This is a genomic window from Kitasatospora sp. NPDC127067, assembly GCF_042724755.1.
GTDB classification, from domain to species: Bacteria; Actinomycetota; Actinomycetes; order Streptomycetales; family Streptomycetaceae; genus Kitasatospora; species Kitasatospora lactacystinica.
Map to the genome: position 1 here is coordinate 12,678 of NZ_JBHXEM010000009.1, position 23,525 is coordinate 36,202.

Sequence of the window (23,525 nt, forward strand, 5' to 3'; positions counted from 1 at the left end):
ACGCAAGAGCCCCGAAACGGAGGGGGGTTCGCGGGTAAATGGTTTGACGGTCGTTCAGGAGACGCCAACGATGGGCGCGAACGTTCGGTCGGGATCGTCGGAGGACCACATGAGCAGAGCCGTCAAGCTGATCCGCTCCACGCGGCTGACCGGGGCAGTGGACTACGCCTACGCGGCGGAGGTCGACGCCCCGGCCCGCTCGCTCTGGCTGGCCGGGGCCTGCCCGCTGGACGAGGAGGGCCGGACGGTCGCCGTGGGCGACTTCGAGGGCCAGGCCCACCAGGTGATGCGGAACCTGATAGCCGTGCTGGAGGACAACGGCGCGGCCCTCACCGACATCGCCCGGACGACCGTGTACGTGGCCTCCGGCGACCAGGCCGACCTGGTGAAGGTGTGGAACGTCTACCGCGCCTACATGGGGGAGCACGACGCCCCGAGCACCCTGCTCGGCGTCACGGTGCTCGGGTACGACGAACAGCTCGTGGAGGTGGAGGCCGTGGCCGTGCTGCCCTCCGGGCCCGACGCTTCCTGACCTGACCTGACCTGACCTGACCTGGCCCGGCCCGGCCCGGCCCGGCCCGGCCTGACCTGGCTTGGAGTGAGCTGACCTGACTGGCGCGACCCGACCCGGCCGGGGCGGGCCCGTCGGCTCAGGCCGTCGGCCCGCCCCGGCCGGTCAACCGGTCATCAGCGCACGCTGAGCTTCACCGTGGCGCTCCGGCCGGTGTAGAACTTGTGGATCTGCTCACGCGTCCCGGAGCCGCAGGCCTGCACCTCCTCCGGGTAGCTCTTGCTGTCGGCGGCGATCGTGACCGTCGCGCACATCCCGTCGGCCCGGGTGTCCTCCACCCACCCGTCGACGTACAGCGACTCGACTCCCTCGACCTTCTTGCACTTCAGGGTCCAGGTGGCCTCCGCACCGTCGATCTTGGGCGAGTCGCTGTGCGGGCAGGTCGCCGCGGTGGCCGGGGTCGCGGTCACCACCACCGTCCCGCCGACCAGCGCGAGGACGGCGAGGACGGCGCGGAGGGACAGGGCCAGTCGCATGATGGGTCTCCTGGTGTGGGTGCGGGCGTCGACGGAGGTGCCGCCGCGGAGGGTTTCTGCCGCACACGAAGCAGATCGATTCCGCGGGGCGGCGCAATGCGCTCGTGTGGGTGACGCCGGGTTCGACGTGCTGCGGTGCGCGCAGAGCCCGTTGGGGCGTCAATCCCGGTTGACGGCTGGCGGGCTCAGCGAGCCGTGGCTGCAAGGAAGTTGGCCGCTCCACCCCTACCCTTGGGCCATGAAGCAGCACATCCTCACGCTGGTCCTCGGGGGCCTTCTGCTGGGCATCGTCGCGTTCGGCGCCGGCTGGTACGCGGCGGACTCCCGGCAGACCGCTCCGGCACCGACCTACATCACGGTCACGCCGGAGCCGGTCCCCGTCGGCGCGGTCTCACCCCCGGCCGCCGGCCGGTAGCCAGTGGCCGGCGGCGCGGCCGGTGGCTACTGCCTGACCGCCCAGAACCGGTCGGCCATGTTGTCGTACGCGACCGACGCGGACAGCGACACCGCCGGCTCCTTCCAGAGCATCTGCCACTGGCCGTCGCCCGGGTCGTTGTCCACGATCACCTCCAGCCCGCGCGCCGTGTTCACCCAGCTGCTTGCCTGGTCGCGGAACCCGTAGTCGGTGAAGTACACGGCGGCGTCCTCGTGGAAGAGGTTGAACTGGAGCCGGCGGCCGCCCCAGTTCCTGTCGGCGTAGAAGCAGTAGTAGGACGGCTCGGTGGCCGGGGTGGGGCAGTTCTTCCAGTCCGGGCTCCGGACGGTGCGGCGGCGGTGGTCGCCGCTCCACGGCGGTGCCTGCGCCTGCCCGGGCAGCGGGAGCACCATCACCGCGCCGTCGGGGTAGGTGATCTCGTTGGCGGCGGTCTGCTTGCCGCCCTTGCCCGCGGCGAGCTGGGCGTCCACCGACCGCTGGAGTGCGTCGCGGTCGCCGTCGCCGAGTGCGGTGATGATGGCTCTCCGGTCCCCGGCCGGGCTGTGCGCGGCGGCGGCCTGCGCCCCGAGGGGCGCGGCCAGGAGCACGAGGGCCCCGGCTGTGCGGACGAGGAGTCGGCGGAGTCGAGAGTGCGTCATATGCCAAACGTAGCCGTGCACATACCGCCGGTAACCTTGCTCTCTCGATCAGACGGCGCGTACGCGGCAACGGCGCGCCGGTGCGTACGCGCCCCCCTGATCGGGCGAACCTACGACTCGCGGGCGTCCTCGCCGATCCGACCGGAGTCGCGGGCCCGGTCGGCGGGGCCCGGCACCAGGGGCGCGACGACGTGCTGGGCCGGGTGGGAGCCCTCGTCGTCGTTGTCGTCGTCCGAGTTCACCGAGGCGGTGACCGAACCCGTCGCCGAGGAGGCCAGGCCGAGGATCAGGAAGAGGACGAGCAGGCCGCGCCCGGCGCCGCCCAGGACCAGCGGGCGGGTGGCCGAGGCCGGCCCGGCCGGCTCACTGCCCGGCTCGTCGCCGAACAGGCGCTTGGGGTAGGCGGACGAGACCATCACCAGGTAGGAGATGAAACGCATCCGGTAGCGCAGGATCGCGGTCGTCGCCTCGTACAGCGGCTGCGGCATCCGGCCGAGGACCAGCACCACCAGCCAGAGGACGAACGACACCGTCCACCAGCCCGCGTACGCCAGGCCCTGCACGATCGCGGCCGGGATGACGAGGAAGATACGGAACAGCACGGCGAGCCGGTTCAGCTCACCCGGCCGCAGCCCGACCTGCGCCGGATAGTCGGGGACCTCGAACCGGAACGGCGGATAGCGGTCCACGGTGAGCATCATGTACGCGGTGACGCGGGTGTCGTACGGGATGAACACCGTGAGGTAGTCCGCCACGAAACCGGGCAGCCGGCCGAGCACCAGCGCACCGAACCAGCCGACGACGGTGACCAGGAACGCCACCACCGACAGCACCCACACCACCACGAACTGGGGGATCAGCAGCAGCGCGCGCAGCAGCACCGTCCAGCGGTTCTGCGGACCGGGCGCCGGCATGTCCAGCACCGGGAGCCACTCGCGGCTGACGGGGGCGGGGGGAGCCTGCCACATCCGGGCCTCCACGGTCTCGGGACGACGGGACCCGGCGGTCGGGCGCGGCCGGGTGCCCTCCGAAGATCGCAGCAACCCGCCCGTCCCGCGCGTCACGCTGCGCCGGACGGGCCAGTCGGCCGGTGCGGCCCGGCGTGGCGCGGCCCGAGGGGCAAGGTGGGGGCTGCCGCCCGCCGGTGGCGCCGTGCGCGTGGCGCGCGGTCAGGCGATCTTCGCGCAGAGCGGTTCGGCCGAGCCGTGCTCGAAGGTCAGCGTCCGGTAGCCGGTCGCGCTGATGTCGATGGTGTAGACGCCGTCGACGGTGTAGAGGTCGCGGGGCAGGTTGCCGGCGCCGGCGCCGACGCCGAGCAGGATCGGGCCGCGGGCGTGCCAGGTCTGGGAGGTGTCGGGGCGGTAGTCGACGACGGACCGGCCGCCGGCGTCCGCGTCGTACGAGGCGCCGGTGGTCGTGTTGGTGAGCCGCAGGACGAGCGCGCCCCGGTAGGCGGCGCGGCGCACGGTGGTGCCGTCGGGGGCGAACTCCAGGACCCGCCGCTGCACCTCGTCGACGACGGCCTCCATGTGCACGGGGAAGTCGCAGCGGGAGCCGGCCGGGAGGTCGAACACCGGCGAGGGCCACGGCTCCCACCCGCCCCGACCGGTGACGGCCCCGGCGGGATCGGTGGGGTCGGCGGCGGCGGAGGTGATGACGGGAGCGGAGGAGCCGGACGGGCCGGACGCGTTGCCGGCGGCGCCGGCCGCCGGGCCGGTCAGGGTGACGGTGATGGCGGCTGCCAGCGCGGTGGACGCGGCGTTGAACAGGATTCGTCGCATGATCGGTCCTTCTGGTGAGGTGCCGGGCGTTCGGGGGCCCAGCCTGGCAGGGACCCCTGACCGGATTCTCACCACGAGCCCCGGGCAGCCGCCCGCGCTGCGCCCGCGCGGGGGCGACCCGCGGACCTGACCGCGCCCGGATCGCCGGTCACGGCCGGCCGTCGGCAGGCACCGTGAGGAGATCGTGGCCTGCGCGCGCCTCCTCGTCGGGCCGCCCGGGCCCTAAGGTGGCCCGCCATGGAGTTTCGACTGCTCGGTTCGTTCGAGGCCGGCCACGAGGGTGAACCCGTCCTGGCCGGCAGCCGCCGTCAGGAGCGGTGCCTGCTGGCCGTCCTCCTGCTGGAGGACGGCCGGGTCGTCACCACCGACCGGCTGATCGACCTGCTCTGGAGCGGCAACCCGCCCGGCTCGGCGCGCGGCACCGTCCACACGTACGTCGGGCGGCTGCGGGCCCGGCTGCGCCCGTACGGGGTGGTGATCGAGACCCGGCACGACGGGTACGCCCTCGTCCCCGGCCAACACGGCGTCGACGTACGGGAGTTCCTCGACCTGACCGCCCGGGCGGCCGCCACCGGCGACCCCGGCGAACGGCTGCGCTGCCACGACCGGGCGCTCGCGCTGTGGCGCGGGCCGCTGCTCGCGGACGTCGTCGACGAGGCGCTGCGCGGGCGGCTCGGGCGCCGGCTGGCCGAGCTGCGACTGTCCGCCCTGGAGCAGCGGGCCGAGATCCTGCTCGCCATGGGCCGGCACGAGCAGGTGCTCGCCGATCTGGCTGCGCCCTCCTTGGGCGCACCGTTGTCGGCCGTACCCTCTTCGGTCGTACCTTCTTCGGTCGCGCCCTCGGCCGGGGCGCCCGCCACCGATGGGCCGCCCACAGCTGACGGCTCCGTGCCCGACGGCTCCGCGCTCGCCGGGCCCCCGTCCGGCTTCCCCGCCGACGACCTGCTGTCCCGCGAGCGCCTCGTCCTCGCCCTGATGACCGCCCTCTACCGGGCCGGCCGGCAGGTCGAGGCGCTGGCACTCTACCGTCGCACCCGGCGCGTGCTGGTGGACGGCGTCGGAGTGGAGCCAGGGGCCGAACTCGCCGCCCTGCACGACCGCATCCTGCGGGCCGACCCCCGGCTGGACCGCCCTCCGGCGCCGCTGTACGCGGTGCGGGTCGGCGATCAGTGGCTGCCGTGGAGCGCGGGCGGCCATCCGGCGCTGGAGTTCTGCAACACCTACGCCGGCTGGGGCGCCGATCCGACCGGCGTGCCGACCCCCGGGTCGGACTGGCTGCGCGGCTACCCCACGCTCGCGGTCTGGGCCGGCCACCACGACCTCGCCGACGGACCGGTCGTCGAGGCCCTGCTCCGTCGGGCGGCGGAGCAGCCGACGGAGGCCGCCGGCGTGCTCGCCGACGCCCGCGCGTTCCGGTCGGCCCTCCACGCGTGCCTGACCGACCCGCAGGACGGCGCCGCCTTCGGGGCGGTGGCGACCGTGGTGCAGGAGGCCGGGCGGTCGGCGGTCCTCACCCGGGGCGAGGACGGCCTGGCGCACTGGCGACTGCCACCGTCGGCCGGCCTGCGACTGCCGCTGTACGCCGCCGCCCGCGCGGCCGGCGAACTGCTCGCCGACCCGCGCCGGTTCACCGTCCGCCGCTGCCCCAGCACCGGCTGCGGCTGGCTCTTCCTGGACGCGAGCGGCCGGCGTCGCTGGTGCAGCCTGGCGACCTGTGGGACCCGTCCGGCCTCCTGAGTCGCGCGGGCCGATCCGCGGTCCGGTCCGGACTCTCCAACGCCTTGACGAACCCATGACACTGGCGGACCATCAAGCTGGCGCGCGCCGCACCTCCTCCACAGTTCCGCCCCCACGGACCCCACAGGAGGACAGTCATGCGACTGCCCCGCCGAGGGAAGCCCGCCGCAGCCACCGCCGTGCTGCTGGCACTCGCCCTCGCCACCCCGCTCACCGCCCGGGCCGCCCCCGACCGCCCGCTGACGCCCGCGCCCGTCACGGGTTTCGGCATCGACACCGGTATCGACACCGGCATCGGCACCGGCCTCGGCAGCGACACCGCACGGCAGTATCGACTCGACGGTCCCCGCACCGTCGCCGAACGCACCGCCGTCGCCGCCACCGGCGTCTCCGTCGACGCCGTCCTGCCCGAAGCGGTGGTGGTCACCGCCACCCCCGCCGAAGCCGCCCGGCTGCGGGCGCTCGGCTGGTCGCCCGTCGCACTGCCCGGCCCCCGCTACGCCGCCGAACCCGGCGACGAAGGCCTGGCCGGCCCGCTGTACGACTTCCCGCAGGTCGACTCCGGCTACCACAACTACGCCGAGGCCACCGCCGACATCGACGCGGTGGTCGCCGCCCACCCGGACATCATGAGCAAGCGCGTCATCGGCACTTCCTACGAGGGCCGCCCGATCGTCGCGGTGAAGATCAGCGACAACGTCGGCACCGACGAGAACGAACCCGAGGTGCTGTTCACCGCCCACCAGCACGCCCGCGAACACCTCACCGTCGAGATGGCGCTCTACCTGCTGCACGAGTTCGGCGACAAGTACGCCACCGACAGCCGCATCGCCAACGCCGTCAACAGCCGCGAGATCTGGGTGATCCCCGACCTCAACCCGGACGGCGGCGAGTACGACATCGCCACCGGCCGCTACCGCAGCTGGCGCAAGGACCGCCAGCCCAACAGCGGCAGCAACAGCGTCGGCACCGACCTCAACCGCAACTGGAACTACAAGTGGGGCTGCTGCGGCGGCTCCTCCGGCTCCACCTCCAACGAGACGTACCGGGGCAGCGCACCGGAGTCCGCCAAGGAGACCAAGGTCGTCGCCGACTTCGTCCGCAGCCGGGTCGTCGACGGCAAGCAGCAGATCACCGCCGCCATCGACTTCCACACCTACAGCGAACTGGTCCTCTGGCCGTTCGGCTGGACCACCGCCGAAACCGCCACCGGCATGACCGCCGACGAGTACAACACCTTCGCCACCCTCGGCCGCGGCATGGCCGCCACCAACGGCTACACACCCGAACAGTCGAGCGACCTCTACATCACCGACGGGGCGATCGACGACTGGCTGTGGGGCGCCCACCGGATCTTCGCCTACACCTTCGAGATGTACCCCGGCGAGAGCGGCAGCGGCGGCGGCTTCTACCCGCCCGACGAGGTGATCGGCCGCGAGACCAGCCGCAACCGCGAAGCGGTCCTGCGCCTGGTCGAGACGGCCGACTGCGTCTACCGCGTGATCGGCAAACAGCAGCAGTACTGCGGCATCTCGGCCTGACCGGGCGTCATCGGTACGGGTCGCGCCACGCACGTCACGGCCCGGCGCCGGCTGCGGGATCATCCCGCAGCCGGCGTCCGTGGTCCGGGGCCGTACGGCGGCGAGTGGAACCGACGCCACCAGGTCCGCCCCGCAAATGCGACGAAGCCACGGCGATGCGGCCCCCGGACGGCGTTCCCCGGCTGCCCCCCGCGTGCGCGGGGAGGATCGCCTGCCGCAGCGTCCCACCCAGCTCCAGCACGGCTGACCCCCGCGTGTGCGGGGAGAACCCTCTGTGAGCTGGGGCGATGTGGCGACCTTGCCGTTTCATTGCCGAGGCGTCAAAGTGCCGAGGACATCGTGTCATGAGTCAGAGGCCCCGTGAGGGGACATGGGCCCTCGGCCTACCCGCCCGCAGTCCGGTAGATTCTGCGGCCGGTTGATCGGCACACGAAGCGGCTTTGAGCCGCTGGTTCGACGCAGGGGGCTACGGGGTGCGGGACAGGGACGGGCGTGCGGGGGACCTGCTGGAGTGCTGGCGGGCGGTCGAGCTGTTCAGCCCGCCGCCGATTCCGGAGGTGCCGCGGAAGCGCCGGGCCGGCCGTCCCCGGGCGTCGGACGCGATCACCGTCGACGTGACGCCGGCGCCGGGTCGGCCCGCGCTGTTGTTGCCGTGGGCGCCGGAGCATCCGGAGACGGCGGCCCGGCGGGCGCCGCGGGGGATGGTGTGGCGGCACGAGGTGTACGGCGGGGTGTACGACCTGGAGCTGCTTCGGCAGGCGATGATCGCCGTTCTGCCGAAGGGGACCGACCCGGATCCGGGGGTACCGGACGAGGAGTTGGTGCTGTCGGGGAAGAGCGCGATGTTCGCCCTCGTCCTGGACGAGCACGGGCGGCCGGTCGAGGACACTTCGGTGGTTTCCGCGTGCGGTTGGGCGACGGGCCGGCTGTTCGACCCGGGGCCGTCGGCGGCCGGGTGGCTGGACGGCTTCGAGGAGTTGGGTGAGGCGTTCGAGGTCGCGGTGGGGCGGTTGACCGCCACGCCGATTCCGTACGCGCCGGGGCCCGGGCTCCTGGCGGACCCGGTGCGGGTGGGGGAGGGGGAGGAGGCCGTTCGCAGCTGGCAGCAGCTGATCGCGGAGATCCTGGGCGGCGCGGCGGTGGCGGCGGTCGGTGCGCTGTTCGGTGAGGTCGCCGGGGCCGCGGTGCAGGGGGCGACGGAGCCGCTGGTGCGGCGCGTCGCCGAGTGGGCGGCGACCCGTCGCCCGGACCAGCAGGGCGCGGGTGGGGATTCCCCGCCCGCCGCGCCGCAGCCGCCCGCCGAGGAGACGACGGAGGAGACGGCGGAGACGGAGGCGGCGGAGGACACCGGCCCGCGCCCGGTCGCGCTCGCCGACCTCGTCGCCCTGACCGCCCAGATCGCCCATCTCTGCGGTGTCGAGAAGCACTTGGACCCGCGGGTGATCCGGGTCCGGAGCCGGCTGGTGCACCGCCCGCGCGACCCGAAGGCCAAGCCTGCCGCCGCGCAGCCGTTCCTCAACAGTCTCCTGCCGCCCGACCTCGCCCGGGTCCGTGCCGCGCTCGGGGACGGGGGCCTGCGGGCGGCAGACCTCGGCCCCGCCCTGGAGGCCTACCTGACCGGTCGCCGGGACATCCCGGTCGACGCCCGCACCGATCTGCGGGAGGACCGGCTCGCCGTCCTGGCCGGTGTCGACCCGGCTCTCGTCCCCGCCGGACGCTGGCCTGCCAAGTCGCGGTACCCGCTGGCGCTCAGCCAGCAGTTCGCGGTCAACCGCATGCTCGCGGACCGCGCCGGGGTCGGGGACCGCGCCGGGGCCGGGGCCGGAAGCACGGAGGCCGCCACCGCGAGCACCGACGCCGGTGGCCTGTTCTCCGTCAACGGCCCGCCCGGCACCGGCAAGACCACCATGCTCCGCGACCTGGTCGCCGCCCTCGTGGTCGAACGCGCCGCCGTGATGGCCGGTTACCGGAGGCCCGAGGAGGCGTTCGTCGGCCGTGCCTGGCGGGGCAAGGACCGTCATGGTGTCCACCCGCGCTTCGTCTCCGCCCTCGACCCGCGGCTCGCCGGCCGCGAGATCGTGGTCACCTCCTCCAACAACGGCGCGGTGGAGAACATCACCGCCGAACTGCCCGGCGCCGACGCCCTCGACGCGCACTGGCACGACGGCCCCGACCACTTCTCCGACCTCGCCTCCGCCCTGCTCGGCGGCGCGCCCGCCTGGGGGCTGGTCGCCGCCGTCCTCGGCAACAAGACCAATCGGACGAGGTTCACCGAGCGCTTCTGGTGGGGCCGCCTGCCGGAGGACGAGTCCACCGCCCGCGCCGACGCCGGGCTCCCGCCGCTGCGCGGCATGAACGCCGTCCTCGGCGACTGGGTGCCGCCCAGTGTGCCCAGGCCCGCCCGGGCCCCGCGTGACCGTCGCCCGGCGGCGGTCACGGCCCCGGCGGTCACGGCCCCGGCCGTCACCGCCCCAACTCCCCATCCCGCTCCCGAAGTCCAGGCCCCCGCCCAGCCCGTCCCCTCCTGGCCCGAGGCCGTCGCCGCCTTCCAGGCCGCCCAGGCCGAGGTCGAGCGCCTGCGCGCCGAACGCGTCCGCCTCGCCGCCGTCCTCGCGGACTCCCGGGCGGACCGGGTCCACCCCCGCCTCGACGCCCTGCGTGCCGCCGTCGCCCGCGCCGACGACCGCGCGGCGGCCGCCGAGGCCCGCCACGCCGCCGCGGTGACAGCCGTCGGGACGGCCCGCACCGCCACCCACGCCGCCGAAGCCGCGCACCGGGCCGCGGCCGAGCGCGTCCCGCGGGCCCGCGAGGCCCTCGCCGACGCCCGGGCCACCCTGGCCGCCGCCCGCGAACGCGCCGACCAGCACCGCCGGCAGGTCGACGTCCTGACGGCCCTCCACGACGAGCCCCCCGCCGCGCAGCCGGGTCTGCGAGGCGGACTGCGCCGCCTGCTGCAGAGCGGCGCCGAACGCCAGGCCGCCGAGGAGCACCGCGAACGCAGCCGGAGCGACCTCCTCGCCCAGCTCGTCCAGCAGCGCACCGCGCTGGAGGACGCCCACGACCACGTCGCCCGCTGCACCCGTGCGGAAGGCCTCGCGGCCGACCTGACCGCCCGCACCACCGCCGCCGTCACCGAGGCCGAGACCGGCGCCGCCCGCGCCCGCGTCCACCAGGACGCCGCCCGGGCCGCGGAGTCGGCGGCCCGGGCGGAGGTCGAGCAGGCCCGGTACGAGGCCCGGTCCGCCCGGCGCGACCTGGAGGCCGCCGGTGCCGAACTCGACGCCGCCCACCGGGCCCTGCGCGCCGCCGCAGCCGCTCTCCCCTCGCTGCCCCTCGACTGGCCGCAACTCGGCGACCACGCGCAGGAACTCGGCGCCCCGTGGGCCGACGAGGCCTGGAGCACCGCCCGCAGCGACCTGTTCCTGCGCGCCCTCGACCTGCACCGCGCCCTGGTCGCCAACACGGCCAAGCGGATCCGCGGCAACCTCCAGGTCCTCGTGGAACTCATGGCGGGCGGTGGCGGACCCGTCCCCGACGAGCAGGTCCTGCAGGCCTGGCAGACCCTCTTCCTCCTCGTCCCGGTCGTCTCCACCACCTTCTCCTCGATCGGCAGCATGTTCGCCCGCCTCGGCCGCGGCTCCATCGGCTGGATCCTCGTCGACGAGGCCGGCCAGGCCACCCCGCAGGCCGCCGTCGGCGCCCTCTGGCGCGCCCGCCGCGCCGTCCTCGTCGGCGACCCGCTCCAGCTGGAACCCGTCGTCACCATGCCGACCGCCCTGCAGCGCAGGCTCCTGCTGGCCTACGGCGTCGACGAGGAATGGCTGCCCTCCGCGACCTCCGCGCAGGCCGTCGCCGACCGGGTCAACCGCTACGGCACCTACCTGCCCGCCCCCACCGGCGCGGAGGACGAAACGGTCTGGGTGGGCTCACCGCTGCGCGTCCACCGCCGCTGCGAGGAGCCCATGTTCACCGTCAGCAACGAGGTCGCGTACGGCGGCCTCATGGTCCACGGCACCCACCCCCAGCCCTTCCCCGACCCCGACCACGACGGCCTCCTCCCCAGCCGCTGGCTCGACACCCCGGACCCCGACCGCCCGGCCGACGCCCCCTGGGGCGACCGCGACCGCCGCGCCCTCGCCTTCCTCCTGGGACGGCTCGACCGTCACGGCGTCACCGTCGAACGCCTGCGGATCATCGCGCCCTTCCGCGCCCTCGTCGCCGAAGCCCGCGAGACCTGCCGCGGGCTCCCCGGATGGACCGCCGAACTCCTCGACGAGCGCTGCGCCACCGTCCACAAGGCCCAGGGCAAGGAGGCCGACGTCGTCATCCTGCTGCTCGGCGCGGGCCGCCCCGGCGCCCGCGCCTGGGCGGCCGGCTCCCCGCACCTCCTGAACGTCGCGGCCAGCCGCGCCAAGCGCCGCCTGTACGTGGTCGGCGACCGCGCACTGTGGGCCCCGCTGCTCCACTTCGACGTCCTGGCCGGCGAACTCCCCGCCTACGACCACGTCCGCGACCGCGACACCTGGCCCCTGGACGACCCCGCCGACAGCGGAGCGGGCGGCTGAGCCTGCGGCGACCGGGTGTCCTGAGGGTGTTGCGCGAGAAGTCGGAGGGTTCGACTTCTCACGTTTCGTCACTGGTGCTCAGGTGCGGCCGGGACCGCGGCGGCCGTGTGCCGGGACCCGCCGCACGGTCTCCGGCTGTCAGAACACCGGGGGGTGGCCCAGCCGGGTCATCCGCCACACCGTGGCCCAGCGCATCGGGAGTCGGGGCGGGGACGGGGTGCGGACGCCCTCCAGGAAGCCGGACCACCAGGCGCGCAGCCCGGCCGCGGGTGGTCGGCGGGTGAGGGTGTGCAGTGACCAGGAGGCCGGGTAGGGCGGCACCAGGGCGGCGGGCAGCCGGCGTTCGGCCGGCCGGACCCGGTTGTGGGCGGCGGGCCGGGCCGGGTCGGTGCGCGGGTGCTGGAGCAGCAGGTCGGCCCGGTAGCGGATCGACCAGCCCGCGTCGAGGACGCGCCAGGCGAAGTCCGTCTCCTCGTGGGCGTAGAAGAACCGCGCCGGGAAGCCGCCGACCCGGTCGATGGCGCTCATCCGGATCGCGTGGCCGCCGCCCAGGAAGGCGGTGACCTCGCCGGAGCGCAGCACGCCGGACCGCAGCACGCCGGAGCGGCCCGGACGGGGGACGTGGCGGCGCCGGGTGTGCCCCGTCGCGTCCGCGACCCGGAAGCCGACCACGCCGAGGCGCTGTTCCCGCTCGAAGGCCTCCCGGACCAGCCGGAAGGTGTCGGTGCGCGGCAGCAGGCCGTCGTCGTCCAGGTTCAGCACCACGTCCACGCCGCCGAGTTCGCGCAGTCGCCGGACGCCGAGGCTGCGGCCGCCGGGGATGCCGAGGTTCTTCGGCGGTTCCACCGCGTCCGCCCAGGGCGGGAGCGGCGGCAGCCTGGCACCCTGCCCGATCACCACGACCCGGGCGGCCTCGCCCTCCTGGGCGGCCACCGAGTCGAGGAGCGCGCCCAGTTCCCTGGGCCGGTCGCCCATCGTCAGCACCACCACGCCCAGGCCGAGGCCCATGTGCACCCGCTTCCGTCGAGGATTCCCGCAGACCCGGTGCAACGACCGGCCCGTCTCGGAGGTCACGTCTGTACGGATGTACGGAGACGAACGTCGGGAAGAAACCGTTCGTTCGGTTTTCAGGGGGAGGGGGTGGGGTGTCGGACCTCGAACCCTCGGGGCGGTCGAGGTCTCTCGCCACCAACGGGACGGTGGGGTCTGACGGGTCGTGGAGAGAGGGAGTGGTTGGCGGGATTCATCGACATCGTCTTGTCGGTCGTGGGTGAGGCGAAGCTAAGATACGGGGTGTTTGGTTTTGTTTTCCGGGAGCTCAGGGCGGGGTGGTTTCGGTGGTACGGCAGGAACGGGCGCTCCGGACACGTCGGCTGATCCTGGAGGCGGCGGCCTCGGTCTTCGACGAGTTCGGGTACGAGGGCGCGACCATCGGCGAGGTGGTCTCCCGGGCCGGTGTGACGCGCGGTGCGGTGTATTTCCATTTCGCCTCGAAGCGGGATCTGGCGCAGGGCGTGGTGGAGGAGCAGTTCGTCCAGGACGGAGTTCCGGAACGGAGCTGCAAGCTCCAGGAGTTCGTGGACACCGGGATGGTGGTGGCGTACCTGATGCCGCGTGACCCGCTGCTCAGCGCGGGTGCCCGGCTGTCGCTCGGGCAGGACCTCTTCGACGACCTCGGTGGCGGTGCCATCCCCGGCTGGATCAACCGGTTCGAGGCGCTGCTGGTCGCGGCCGGCGAGCGCGGGGAGCTGCTCCCGCACGTCGTTCCGGCGGACACCGCCTGGCTGCTCGTCGCCGCGTGGACCGGGGTGCAGATCCAGTCCCAGAAGCTCTGCGGCCGGTCGGACCTGGAGCTGCGGGTGTCCGCGCTGTACCAGCACCTGATGCCGAGCATCGCCGTTCCGGGCGTGCTCGGTTCGCTGCGGATGGGGCCGAACCGCGGGGCCCAGGTGGTGGCCGAGGCCGCGGCGGCCCGTGCGGCCGCGGAGGGCGGAGGCCCGGACGGTGTGCCGGACGGCGGTGCGGCGGGTTCGGCGCGTGTCGAGGCGCAGACGGAGGTCGGCGTGGGCTGACGGCGGCTCATCGGAGCTCCTGCCTGCGGGGATCCGGGCGGGGGAAGGCGAAACCGGCGGCGACGGGACCATGGGGGTCCGGCGCCGCCTTTGCTTTGCCCGGGCCCGGCCCGGAGTCGGGCCCGGAGTCGGGCGTGGAGTCGGGCCCGGAGTCGGACCGGGTCGCGCAGTGTCGCGGAAGCCGCGCCAGGGGTGACGGAACGGAGCGGCGCCAGCAAAACAAACAGCACGTTCGGTTTTGTATTGACAAACCGCGCGTCCTGTTTTTGACTTGGTGACAGCTGACCCAGGGTGTCGACCCGGGTGCCGGCCGTGGCGAAGGGGGCTGCGGCGTTCCGTGTGATTGGGGTGGTCATCGTGGAAATTCGGGTGCTCGGGACGCTGGACGTCCGGGTGTGCGGGGTGTCGGTGGTGCCGTCGGCGCCGAAGCCGCGGCAAGTGTTGGGCCTGCTGGCGCTGCGGGCGGACCAGGTGGTGCCGGCCGGGGTGCTGGCCGACGAGCTGTGGTCCGGCCGTCCGCCGCGCAGCGCGCGCACCACCGTGCAGACGTACGTGCTCCAACTGCGCGACCTCATCGACCGGGCGCTCGCCGCGGCCGGTGCGGCGAGGGGGGTGGCCTGCGCCAAGGACGTCCTGGTGACCTCGCCGGGCGGTTACATGCTGAACAGCGGCGCAGGGCTGACGGACCTGCGGGAGTTCGAGCGGCTGGCCGGAACGGGCTACCGGGCGATGGACGGCGAGGACTACCCGGCGGCGGCCCGGCTGCTCGGCGAGGCCCTCGGGCTGTGGCGCGGATCGGCCTTCGCCGATGTCCCGGTCGGCGGCCAACTCGCCGTCGAGGCCAGGCGGTTGGAGGAGACCAGGCTCTGCGCACTGGACCAGCGGATCGAGGCCGACCTGCGACTCGGCCGGCACCGGGTGCTGCTGGCCGAACTCACCGTGCTCGTGGACCGCTACCGCACCCACGAGAGCCTGCACGGCCAGTACATGATCGCGCTGCACCGCTCCGGCCGCCGGGGCGAGGCGCTGGAGGCGTACCAGCGCCTGCGGAACACCCTGGTAAGGGAGTTGGGCATGGAGCCCTCGGTCGGACTGCGGCGGCTGCAGCGCTCCATCCTGCTCGCCGGGCCGGAGCGTGCGGCGGATCGTGCGACGGAGCGCGAGCCCGCCGGTGCGGGCGTGGCCGCCGGACCGGGGGCGACGGCCCGGTTCAGCCGGGTCGGGTGAACCCGACGGTCGTCCGCAGCCGGTGCCGCATCGGTGGAACCGGCCGCGGACGGCCGTCGGAGGCCGCGGCGCCCGTCCTGGGGCGGTCGCGGTCCGGTCGGAACCTGCTTGTCGTTGTGAGGGGTTGTGGGACGGGTGGTCCAGGAGAGGTCGGAACGGACGCGCGGGCGGCTGGTGGAGGCGGGGGCGGTACTGTTCGACCGCCGCGGCTACGCCGGTGCCACCCTCGGCGAGATCGCCGCGGCCGCCGGGGTGACGAAGGGGGCGCTGTACTTCCACTTCGCCTCCAAGGAGGAGCTGGCCAGAGCGGTGTCCGGTCAGGCCGAGCGCTCGCTGCGGTCGGCGTGCGCGGAGCTGCGTGCGGCTTCCTCCCCGCTCCAGGGGTTGATCGACGCGGGGTACTGGCTGGTCGACGCCCTCGGGGCGGACCCGGTGATCCGAGCGGCCTTCCGCCTCGGCCGCGAGGACGCCGGCTGGCAGAGCGCGCCCACCACGTCCGCGCCCACCACGTCGGGGCCCGCCACGGCCGGGCCCGCCACGGCCGATTCCAGGCAGCCGGCCTTCGCCGACATCCGCGGTTTCCACAGCGTCTGGGCGGGGGTGGTGCGCGACCTGCTGGCCGGTGCCCGCCGCGCGGGCGAGCTGCGCGACCGCGCGGGCGGCCTCGGCCCGGAGACCCTGGTGGTGACCGCCGCCTGCGGTCTGGAGGTGGTGTTCGCGGACGGTTGCCCAGCCGAGGAGCGTGCCCGCAGGGTCGGCGCCCTCTGGGACTGGCTGCTGCCCTGTCTGGTGCGTCCGGGCACGGTCGGCGGCTACCGCACCAGGCCGTCGGCCCCGCGGCCCGCCTGAGAGCGGCCCGCCCGAGACCGGCCCGCCCGAGACCGGTCCGCCCGAGACCGGCCCGCCTGAGAGCGGGCCGTTCGAGACCGGCCCGTCCGAGGGGACGTTCCGGGCCGTTTCGCCCGATCGGACTGTCGGTCAGGGCCGGACGGGCCGGTGGGTCGGGGCGTCCGGGTGGGGCCGCATCAGGAGCAGGTCCTCGCCCCAGGCGTCCAGCACCGCCGCGTGGCCGGCGGCCCGGGCCGCCGCCTCGACCCGGGCGAAGAGTCGCTGCTGCGGCGCCACTTCGCCGGTGGCGGTGATCCGGGCGACGGTGTCCAGCAGCGCGGCGCTGTCCCAGCCGGGCAGCGGGAAGCGGTGCAGCTCCCAGGCCAGGTACTTGTTGTAGGGGCGCGGTCGGCGGTCCAGGGCGAAGAGCAGGTCGAGCAGGAACCCGACACCGGCGGCCGCGTCGAGGTGGCCGGCGAGCGGGTTGCCGTCGCGGTGGTTCTTGACCGAGCGGTAGAGCGAGTTGGCGTAGGCGTCCAGCAGGGCGGCGCCGGACCGGAACGCCTCCTCGGCGCCGAGCCGTCCCATCGCGGCGACGATTCGCACGATCTCCCCGTCGCGGCGGTCGACCAGCACCCGGGAACGGGCGACGGCGTACCGCTCCCAGTCGGCGGGCCGGCGGAACCGTTCGAGGGTGGTGACGACCAGGTCGAGCCGCGCGGAGCGGTAGCCGTCGAGTGCGGCCAGCTCGCTCGCCGCCTCGTCGGCGAGGATGACGTAGAGGTCGTGGTCGGAGTGACGGGTGGTCATGCCGTCGTGGGCCCGGGAGCCCTTGAGGACGAGCCCGACGACGGCCGGGTCGGCCGTCGCATCGGCGACGAACGTCGCGAAGTCCGGCGTCACGCCAGGTCCTTGCGCATCAGCGTGCACATCGTCCCGTACCGCTGGAGCGAGCCGTCCTCGGCCTCCACGTCCCAGGAGTCGAGCTTTCGGCGGTAGGCCCGGTAGCCCAGGCGTTCGTAGAGGGCGCGAGCGCGCGGGTTGCTCTCCTCGACGCCGAGTTCGGCGCGGGTCAGGCCCCGGGCGCCGATCCGCTGCTCGGCGGAGCGGATCAGCAGCGTGCCTATTCCGCAGGACCGCAGGGCCGGGTGGACGCCGAGTTGCCAGAGCGTGCCGGCTCCGGGTTCGACGGTGTAGTCGATGCCGCCGACCGCCACCGGGAGCCCGACCGGTGTGCACACCGCCAGGTAGTCGATCTCGCCCGCCTCGGCGCGGCGGATCTGGTGGACCAGCTCGCGCACGTGCTTGGGGGAGCCGACCCAGCCGCAGGACGGCAGGTCCGCGTCGGTGAGGCCGCGCACCGACAGGTGCAGCCTGATCCCGGTCATCGCCGCGTCCCTTCGACTCCCACAGTGGCCGTCTCCCATTTCAGCAAGCCGGTCCCCGTGCCGTCCAAGGGGTTTCGGAGCGGCCGCGGCGCCGGCCGGAAGGGTTCGGGGACCGGCCGGCCGGGCAGTGGACCGCCCTCGGACAGCGGGCCGCCCCCGGTACCCGAAGGCATCGGGGGCGGTCCGACCGCTGTCGTACGGCGGATCGTAGGCGTCCGTCACACCGCGGAGCGGTGGGCGGCCGTGCGGTGGCGGGCCCGGAAGAACAGCAGGCCGCCGAGGCTCAGCAGCCCGGCTCCGCCCAGGCCCGCGCTCATGACGGAGGCCGTTGGAGCGCCGGTGTCCGGCAGTCCGCCGGAGCCGCCGTCACTCTGCGGCGGCGCCGGGTGGTGGCCCGGGCGGCTCGGGCAGCCGTGGCTCCCGCCGCCCTTGTGCTCGTGGCCCTTCGGCGGGCAGGGCGCGACGGCGATGCAGAGCTCGGCCGGCGGGCTCTGCACGGTCCCTCCCTCCGGGTCGCGGGCGGTGGCGTGGGCGGTGTTGGTGATGCTGCCCGCCCGGGCGTCCTCCTCGGTCACGGTGTAGGTGCCGTGGCACAGGGTGCTCTCCCACGGGGCGAGTGTGGTCTGCTCGCAGGTCACCCCTTGGACGCGGTCGTCGCTGACGGTGACGTCGGTGAGCGTGGTCGACCCGGTGTTGGTCACCGCGTACAGGTAGGTGATGGTGTCACCCGGGTGTACGGTCCCCTCGGCGTCGGACCGCTTGGTGATGGACAGTGAGGACTCTCCGGCGGTGACCACCTGGACGGTGGCCCGGGCCGGCGGGCTCTGGACGTTCTGTCCCTGCGGGTCGGTGCCGTTGGCGTGGGCGGTGTTGGTGACGTGCCCGGCCTGGGCGTCGGCCTCGGTCACGGTGTAGCTGCCGTGGCAGGTGGTGCTCTCGCCGGCGTCCAGGCCGGTCCGGTCGCAGGTCACCGCTTGGACGTGGTCGTCGCTGACGGTCAGGTTGTTCAGCGTGGTGTTCCCGGTGTTGGTGACCGTGTAGGTGTACGGCACGGTGTCGCCGACGTGGAACGGTCCGGCGCTGTCGGCCTGCTTCCGCAGGTCGAGCCTGGCGACGCCGACGACCTGCAGTGTGACCTGGGCGATGGGACTCACCACCGTCTGCCCCTGCGGGCCGGTGGCCTCCGCCTGGGCGGTGTTGGTGACGTGGCCGAGTCGCAGGTCGGCCTCGGTCACGGTGTAGGTGCCGTGGCAGGGGGTGCTCGCTCCGGCGTCCAGGGTCGTCCGGTCGCAGGTCACCTGCGGGGCGTGGTCGTCGACGACGACGAGGTTGTTCAGCGTGGTCGTCCCGGTGTTGGTGACCGTGTAGGTGTAGTGCACGGTGTCCCCGACGTGGACGGGGCCGGCGGTGTCCGCCTGCTTGGTCAGACCGATCGAGGACGGGCCGACCACCGTGACGGTGGCATCGGCCTCCGGTGAGGTGACCGGCTGGCTGTTCGACGTCCCGGTGGCGTGGGCGTGGTTGGTGACCTGCCCGGCCTGCGCGTCGGTGGCCGTCACGACGTAGCTGCCGTGGCACTGGGTGCTGTCCCCGGGGCTGCCGGCCGGAGCCAGGGTGGTGGAGTCGCAGGTGATCCCCGTGACCTTGTCGTCCGTCAGCGCGAGGTTGGTCACCTCGCTCCCGCCGGTGTTGGTGACCACGTAGGTGTAAGGCACGGTGTCGCCGACGTGGAAGGGCTCGGCGGCGTCGACGTGCTTGACGAGGGTGATCCCCGGTGGCGCGATCACCGGCACGTTCTCCGAGGCCGGTGGCGAGGTGACCGGGCCCCCGTCGGTGGTCCCGGTGGCCTGGGCCGTGTTGGCGACGTGGCCCTGGGCGGCGTCGGCGGCGGTGACCAGGTACGTCGCCGTACAGGTCACGGTGTCACGGGGGGCCAGGGTGCTCACCGGGCAGTTGACCGGTCCGACCTTCGGGTCGTTGACGGCCAGGTTGGTGATCGGCACGTTCCCGGAGTTGGTGACCACGAAGTCGTACGGGACGGGGGTGCCCACCGTGATCAGCCCGGGCAGCGGCTCGTGCGCCTGCTTGACCAGGTTCAGTTCGGGCAGTGGCTGGTCGGTGTTGATGACGACGTTGCGGATCAGGTGCACGTCGGTGAACAGGCCGGTGGACCCGGCGAAGCCGAACTTGTAGGTCGAGGGCACCGGCTGGGGTGCGGGGGTCTGCAGCACCTGGTGCGAGCCGGTGCCGTCGTTGAAGTCGACGGAGACCGTGAGCACCGGGGAGGGCGCCGGGGTCAGGTGCACGTTGACCCGGCGGCGCGAGGGCTCCAGCAGGGTCTGCGCCTGGTCCGGGGTGACTCCGGGCGGCAGGGTGGTGAGCGGGCCCTGGAGCGTGCCGGGCAGGGTGGAGGGCCAGGGGCCGTTGGTGGTGAAGTTGCTGGTCGTCGCGGTCAGGAAGCAGTAGCCGGTGGTGCCGTCGCCGGGGCCGCGGACGGTGACCATGTTGGCGCCGGGCGCGGGGATGCGGAAGCTCGTACCGGCGGGGGAGCGCTGGGCGCAGCCGTTGCCGCGCTGCTCCCAGTCGCCGAAGTAGTTGCCGAGCACGTCGAGACCGACGCCCAGGTAGCCGCGGTCGACGCCGGGCAGGAAGGTGAGGTTCGGGTTGTCGTCGGGCAGCTTCTGCGCGTAGCCGAGGCTGCCGCCGAAGGCGCCGGGGTGGGTGAGCGAGACGTCCCCGTTCACGAGGAAGAAGGAGATGCCGTCGGCCGGGGTGTTCGGCGTGGTGCTGCCGTACTGCCACTGGTCGAAGGTCACGTCGAGGCCGTTGCCGGCCGGCAGGGCCTGGTCGAAGAGCACCGCGCCGCTCTGGTCGTTGCCGGCGTCGGTGATCCGCAGGTAGCCGAGCGGTGCGGAGTTCAGCGGTGGCACCGGGCCGGTCTCGGCGGTGGGGCAGCCGCCGAGCGGGTGGTCGCCCGGCCCGGGCGTCGCGGGGGCCGCGCCGGTGAGGCAGGCGGAGCCGACGGCGATGAAGCGCGAGTCGGCGGTGGCTCCGGTGAAGGTCTCCTGGAGCAGGGGCGTGCCCACGGCCCGGACCCGCTCCGGCAGCGGCGCGGCGGGGTGGTGGGCGGGGGCGACGGCCTGGGCGAGCGGGGCGGTGAGGCCGGCGCCGAGCAGACCGAGGGTGGCCGCGGCGCTGATGAGGCGGGCCGTTCGGGCGCGAAGCCGTGACGGTCCGCAGGATTGTCTCGTCATGGCGTTACTATGCGCGGCCGCTACGGTCCGTTATCGCCAAGTACTGTCAGTGGACCTGTCGAATCGCTCGGACGAGCGAGGGGTCATGGGAGTGTCGGCGACCGGTGGTCGGTCGGAGGGGATTGCCGGAGGTGTGGCAGGGTCCTTCGGAATCATTCCGATCATCCTTGCCCGGCGGTGCGGTAGGGTGGCCGACGCCGAGTATGACCGCGACTCAGGGAGGTGAGACCCATTACCGGAATGTCCGAGCGGGTGCTCCCGGAGCGCGGCCGCGTCGGCGCCCCGCGCGCATAGCGCGGCCGGCGCGCCGACGAGGTGTCGGCCCTCGCGGGAGCCCTGACGGAGTCGTCAGTCCTCCCGTCCTCCCCCAAAGGGGTTCTCTTGCCGGTTTTCTCCTCCGCCTCCCTCCGTTCCTCCGTGGTCTCCCGGCTGCGCGCCGCCGGTTGCGTGTTCGCCGAGGACGAGGCGCGGATCCTGCTCTCCGCCGCCGCCTCGCCCGCCGACCTGGCCGCCATGGTCCGCTCCCGCGCCGACGGGCGGCCGCTCGAACACGTCGTCGGCTGGGCCGAGTTCGCCGGGCTGCGGATCGCCGTCGACCCGGGCGTCTTCGTCCCGCGCCGCCGCAGCGAGTTCCTGGTCTCCGCCGCCACCGCGTTGACCGCCCCGGGCACGGTGGTGCTCGACCTGTGCTGCGGCAGCGGCGCGCTGGGCGCCGCGGTGGCGGCCGCGGCCGCGCACCCGGTCGAGCTGTACGCGGCCGACATCGATCCGGGCGCGGTCCGCTGCGCCCGCCGCAACCTGGCCGGCGCCGCGGCGGGGGTCTTCGAGGGCGACCTGTTCGCCGCCGTGCCACCGGAACTGGCGGGCCGGGTGGACGTGCTGATCGCCAACGTCCCCTACGTCCCGACCGGCGACCTCGGCCTGCTGCCGCCCGAGGCGCGGCTGCACGAGGCCCGGCCCGCGTTGGACGGCGGGGCGGACGGACTGGACGTGCTGCGGCGGGTGGTCGCCGAGGCGCCGCGGTGGCTGGCGCCCGGCGGGTCGCTGCTGTTCGAGACCAGCGAGCGGCAGGCGCCGGCGGCCCTCGCGGTGACCCGGACGGCCGGGCTGGCAGCGGTGGAGAGCCGGGAGGAGGACCTGGACGCCACGGTGGTCACCGCGACACTGCGCTGAACCGCCCGGCTGCCGAGGGGAGTTCTCCCGCGGTCCCGAGTCGGGGCCCGGCCCGGCCGCCGTTCCCCCGTGACGGCGGCCGGGCCGGAGCCGGTCAGATGCGGGTGCCGTACACGTGGTCGACCGGGACGGTGAGGAGCACCCGGCGGTCGGAGACCATCGCCTGGCGGTACTCCGCCCAGTCCGGGTGCTCCCCGGCGGCGCGGCGGTAGTAGTCCACCAGCGCCTCGACCTCCGGCCCCTCGGGGTCGGTGCCCGGTCCGGTCAGGGTGGCCACGCCCTCGGCGGTGACCCAGGAGCGGCCGTCCGGCCCGGTCACCTCCAGACTGGCCCGCGGGTCCCGGCGCAGGTTGGCCGTCTTGGCCAGCCCGTCCCGGGTGGAGATCAGGATGGCGTTCGCGTCCCGGTCGTAGAACGGCATGACGGGGGAGAGCTGCGGGCGGCCGTCCGCCTTGATGGTGGCGAGGACGCCGAGGCGGCTCTGCGCGAGCAGGGCGTACGGGTCGAAAGCAGTGGCGGTCATGGCAGCATCATCGACCTTCACACCGGTGTGAGGGCAAGGTCCGCCACGCGTGTTGGGCGAGGTCCGCCGGGTGGGCGGGGTGCGGTGCGTCGGGCGTGCTGGGCGAGGCCCGCCGGGCAGGTGGGGCGGGAGGCCGCGCATGATGGCACGGACCGGCGGGCCGGTGCGGAAGGTTCGGGAATCCGCCGTGATGTCCGGCGTGAGCCGCTATGGTCGGTCGCGAAAACGGTGACGGTCCGTCAGCGGATGCGCACCGTCCGAGTCGAGGGGACACCGCACGATGGCACGCGAACGCAAGCCGGTGGAACTGCTGGAGTTCTCCGACGACCTCCACACCGACGACGTCACCCCGCTGCAGGCCTTCCTGGCCGCCCGCATGCGCGAGCTGGTCCGGGCCCAACCCGAGGGCACCGGTGCCCGGTTCGCCGCCGAGCGGCTGGCGGAGATCACCGCCGCCGACTGCGTCTTCCTCTCGGACGTCCTGGTGGCCTGGGAGGAGGTGGTCCTGGAGGGCCGCAACGACGAGCCCGGCTGGACGCAGCGGATGCGCCAGGACGCCATGATCTGGTGGGAGCGGCTGTGCGAGACGGCCGACCGGTTCCGCGACCACCCCGACCACCGCTCCCGCTGGCGGCCGCTGCACTTCATGAACCTCGCCCACGCGGAGATCATGGCCGGCCTGACCGACCGGGCGGGCGGCGTGTACGGGGACGGGGCGCACCCGTGATCCCGGACGGCCGGGGGCCGTGGCCGCAGGGCCGGACTGTCGGTGCCGGCTGGTACGGTCCCCGGCATGAGCAATCGTGTGCCCTTCACGGGTGGGGAGAAGGAAAGCCTTCATGCGGCGCTGGACCGGCACCGCGATGTGGTGCTGTGGAAGCTGGAGGGGCTGGACGACGAGCAGCTGCGCCGTCCGATGACGCCCTCCGGGACCAATCTGCTGGGGCTGGTGAAGCACCTCGGCGGCGCCGAACTCGGCTGGTTCCGGGAGACGTTCGGTCGGGAGAGCGGACCGCTGCCGTTCGACATCGACGCCGACGACTCCTCCGACATGCGGGTGGAGCCGCACGAGTCGACGGCGGACGTCCTGGCCTTCTACGCCCGGGCCCGGGCCGGCGCCGACGAGACGATCCGGGAGCTGGCACTGGACGACCTCGGCACCTCCTGGTCGGGGAACTCCGTCTCGCTGCGCTGGGTGCTGATCCACATGACCACGGAGACGGCCCGGCACACCGGGCACATGGACATCCTGCGCGAGCTGATCGACGGGGGGACGGGCGACCACAACCGGAGCTGACCCCGGACTCCGCCCGGC

20 protein-coding genes are annotated in these 23,525 nt (G+C 74.1%); 11 read left to right on the forward strand and 9 right to left on the reverse strand.

Features of this window, described 5'->3' with window-relative positions; translation table 11 throughout:
- The first annotated feature begins 109 nt into the window (after nt 1-109).
- Nucleotides 110-532 carry a RidA family protein gene (locus tag ACFWJ4_RS05960; RefSeq protein ID WP_380539673.1) on the forward strand — a complete coding sequence of 141 codons (423 nt, stop codon included), beginning with the start codon at nt 110-112 and terminating at the stop codon, nt 530-532.
- A 155-nt stretch (nt 533-687) separates the two neighbouring features.
- Here ACFWJ4_RS05960 and ACFWJ4_RS05965 read toward each other — a convergent pair whose 3' ends face one another.
- Nucleotides 688-1,047 (reverse strand): hypothetical protein, encoded by a 360-nt coding sequence (locus ACFWJ4_RS05965; protein WP_380350973.1) that lies wholly within the window; start codon nt 1,045-1,047, stop codon nt 688-690.
- Between the two features lie 238 nt (nt 1,048-1,285).
- On the opposite strand from ACFWJ4_RS05965, the gene ACFWJ4_RS05970 reads away from it, so the two are divergent.
- Complete coding sequence (locus ACFWJ4_RS05970; RefSeq protein ID WP_380539676.1) at nt 1,286-1,462, forward strand: hypothetical protein; 177 nt, start codon at nt 1,286-1,288, stop codon at nt 1,460-1,462.
- Nucleotides 1,463-1,488: 26 nt separating this feature from the next.
- Here the strand turns inward: ACFWJ4_RS05970 and ACFWJ4_RS05975 are convergent, their stop codons facing one another.
- The 3 genes from ACFWJ4_RS05975 to ACFWJ4_RS05985 form a co-directional block, all read right to left on the reverse strand.
- Nucleotides 1,489-2,121 carry a peptidase inhibitor family I36 protein gene (locus tag ACFWJ4_RS05975; protein ID WP_380539679.1) on the reverse strand — a complete coding sequence of 211 codons (633 nt, stop codon included), beginning with the start codon at nt 2,119-2,121 and terminating at the stop codon, nt 1,489-1,491.
- Nucleotides 2,122-2,231: 110 nt separating this feature from the next.
- Complete coding sequence (locus ACFWJ4_RS05980; protein WP_380539681.1) at nt 2,232-3,089, reverse strand: DUF4389 domain-containing protein; 858 nt, start codon at nt 3,087-3,089, stop codon at nt 2,232-2,234.
- A 201-nt stretch (nt 3,090-3,290) separates the two neighbouring features.
- The gene (locus ACFWJ4_RS05985; RefSeq protein WP_380539684.1) at nt 3,291-3,902 is read right to left on the reverse strand and encodes a hypothetical protein; all 612 of its coding nucleotides are present in this window, start codon (nt 3,900-3,902) and stop codon (nt 3,291-3,293) included.
- Between the two features lie 237 nt (nt 3,903-4,139).
- Between ACFWJ4_RS05985 and ACFWJ4_RS05990 the strand changes: the two genes are divergently transcribed.
- The 3 genes from ACFWJ4_RS05990 (at nt 4,140) to ACFWJ4_RS06000 (ending at nt 11,745) form a co-directional block, all read left to right on the forward strand.
- Nucleotides 4,140-5,639, forward strand: coding sequence for a BTAD domain-containing putative transcriptional regulator (locus tag ACFWJ4_RS05990; RefSeq protein ID WP_380539687.1), 1,500 nt, complete (start codon nt 4,140-4,142; stop codon nt 5,637-5,639).
- Between the two features lie 137 nt (nt 5,640-5,776).
- Nucleotides 5,777-7,180, forward strand: a complete 1,404-nt coding sequence (locus tag ACFWJ4_RS05995) for a M14 family metallopeptidase (protein WP_380539690.1) — start codon at nt 5,777-5,779, stop codon at nt 7,178-7,180.
- Nucleotides 7,181-7,620: 440 nt separating this feature from the next.
- Nucleotides 7,621-11,745, forward strand: coding sequence for an AAA domain-containing protein (locus tag ACFWJ4_RS06000; RefSeq protein WP_380539693.1), 4,125 nt, complete (start codon nt 7,621-7,623; stop codon nt 11,743-11,745).
- A 138-nt stretch (nt 11,746-11,883) separates the two neighbouring features.
- Here the strand turns inward: ACFWJ4_RS06000 and ACFWJ4_RS06005 are convergent, their stop codons facing one another.
- Nucleotides 11,884-12,753: a glycosyltransferase family 2 protein gene (locus ACFWJ4_RS06005; protein WP_380539696.1), complete on the reverse strand. Its 870-nt coding sequence runs from the start codon at nt 12,751-12,753 to the stop codon at nt 11,884-11,886.
- 329 nt (nt 12,754-13,082) lie between these two features.
- Here ACFWJ4_RS06005 and ACFWJ4_RS06010 point away from each other — a divergent pair, with 329 nt between their 5' ends.
- The 3 genes from ACFWJ4_RS06010 (at nt 13,083) to ACFWJ4_RS06020 (ending at nt 15,893) form a co-directional block, all read left to right on the forward strand.
- Nucleotides 13,083-13,817 (forward strand): ScbR family autoregulator-binding transcription factor, encoded by a 735-nt coding sequence (locus tag ACFWJ4_RS06010; RefSeq protein WP_380539699.1) that lies wholly within the window; start codon nt 13,083-13,085, stop codon nt 13,815-13,817.
- 357 nt (nt 13,818-14,174) lie between these two features.
- Nucleotides 14,175-15,044, forward strand: a complete 870-nt coding sequence (locus ACFWJ4_RS06015; protein ID WP_380539702.1) for a BTAD domain-containing putative transcriptional regulator — start codon at nt 14,175-14,177, stop codon at nt 15,042-15,044.
- Between the two features lie 135 nt (nt 15,045-15,179).
- The gene (locus ACFWJ4_RS06020) at nt 15,180-15,893 is read left to right on the forward strand and encodes a ScbR family autoregulator-binding transcription factor (RefSeq protein WP_380539705.1); all 714 of its coding nucleotides are present in this window, start codon (nt 15,180-15,182) and stop codon (nt 15,891-15,893) included.
- Between the two features lie 129 nt (nt 15,894-16,022).
- Here the strand turns inward: ACFWJ4_RS06020 and ACFWJ4_RS06025 are convergent, their stop codons facing one another.
- The 3 genes from ACFWJ4_RS06025 to ACFWJ4_RS06035 form a co-directional block, all read right to left on the reverse strand.
- Nucleotides 16,023-16,775, reverse strand: coding sequence for a hypothetical protein (locus tag ACFWJ4_RS06025; protein WP_380539708.1), 753 nt, complete (start codon nt 16,773-16,775; stop codon nt 16,023-16,025).
- Complete coding sequence (locus ACFWJ4_RS06030; protein ID WP_380539710.1) at nt 16,772-17,260, reverse strand: GNAT family N-acetyltransferase; 489 nt, start codon at nt 17,258-17,260, stop codon at nt 16,772-16,774. The genes ACFWJ4_RS06025 and ACFWJ4_RS06030 overlap by 4 nt, the downstream gene beginning before the upstream one ends.
- 218 nt (nt 17,261-17,478) lie before the next feature.
- The gene (locus ACFWJ4_RS06035; protein ID WP_380539713.1) at nt 17,479-20,514 is read right to left on the reverse strand and encodes a hypothetical protein; all 3,036 of its coding nucleotides are present in this window, start codon (nt 20,512-20,514) and stop codon (nt 17,479-17,481) included.
- Nucleotides 20,515-20,895: 381 nt separating this feature from the next.
- Here ACFWJ4_RS06035 and ACFWJ4_RS06040 point away from each other — a divergent pair, with 381 nt between their 5' ends.
- On the forward strand, nt 20,896-21,687 hold the full coding sequence (locus ACFWJ4_RS06040; RefSeq protein ID WP_380539716.1) for a putative protein N(5)-glutamine methyltransferase: 792 nt from the start codon (nt 20,896-20,898) through the stop codon (nt 21,685-21,687).
- 94 nt (nt 21,688-21,781) lie between these two features.
- On the opposite strand, the gene ACFWJ4_RS06045 is transcribed toward ACFWJ4_RS06040, so the two are convergent.
- Nucleotides 21,782-22,210 carry a PPOX class F420-dependent oxidoreductase gene (locus ACFWJ4_RS06045; protein ID WP_380539719.1) on the reverse strand — a complete coding sequence of 143 codons (429 nt, stop codon included), beginning with the start codon at nt 22,208-22,210 and terminating at the stop codon, nt 21,782-21,784.
- A 280-nt stretch (nt 22,211-22,490) separates the two neighbouring features.
- Between ACFWJ4_RS06045 and ACFWJ4_RS06050 the strand changes: the two genes are divergently transcribed.
- Both ACFWJ4_RS06050 and ACFWJ4_RS06055 read left to right on the forward strand, forming a co-directional pair.
- Nucleotides 22,491-22,937, forward strand: a complete 447-nt coding sequence (locus tag ACFWJ4_RS06050) for a hypothetical protein (protein ID WP_359897175.1) — start codon at nt 22,491-22,493, stop codon at nt 22,935-22,937.
- 66 nt (nt 22,938-23,003) lie between these two features.
- Nucleotides 23,004-23,507: a DinB family protein gene (locus ACFWJ4_RS06055; RefSeq protein WP_380539721.1), complete on the forward strand. Its 504-nt coding sequence runs from the start codon at nt 23,004-23,006 to the stop codon at nt 23,505-23,507.
- Nucleotides 23,508-23,525: the final 18 nt, after the last annotated feature.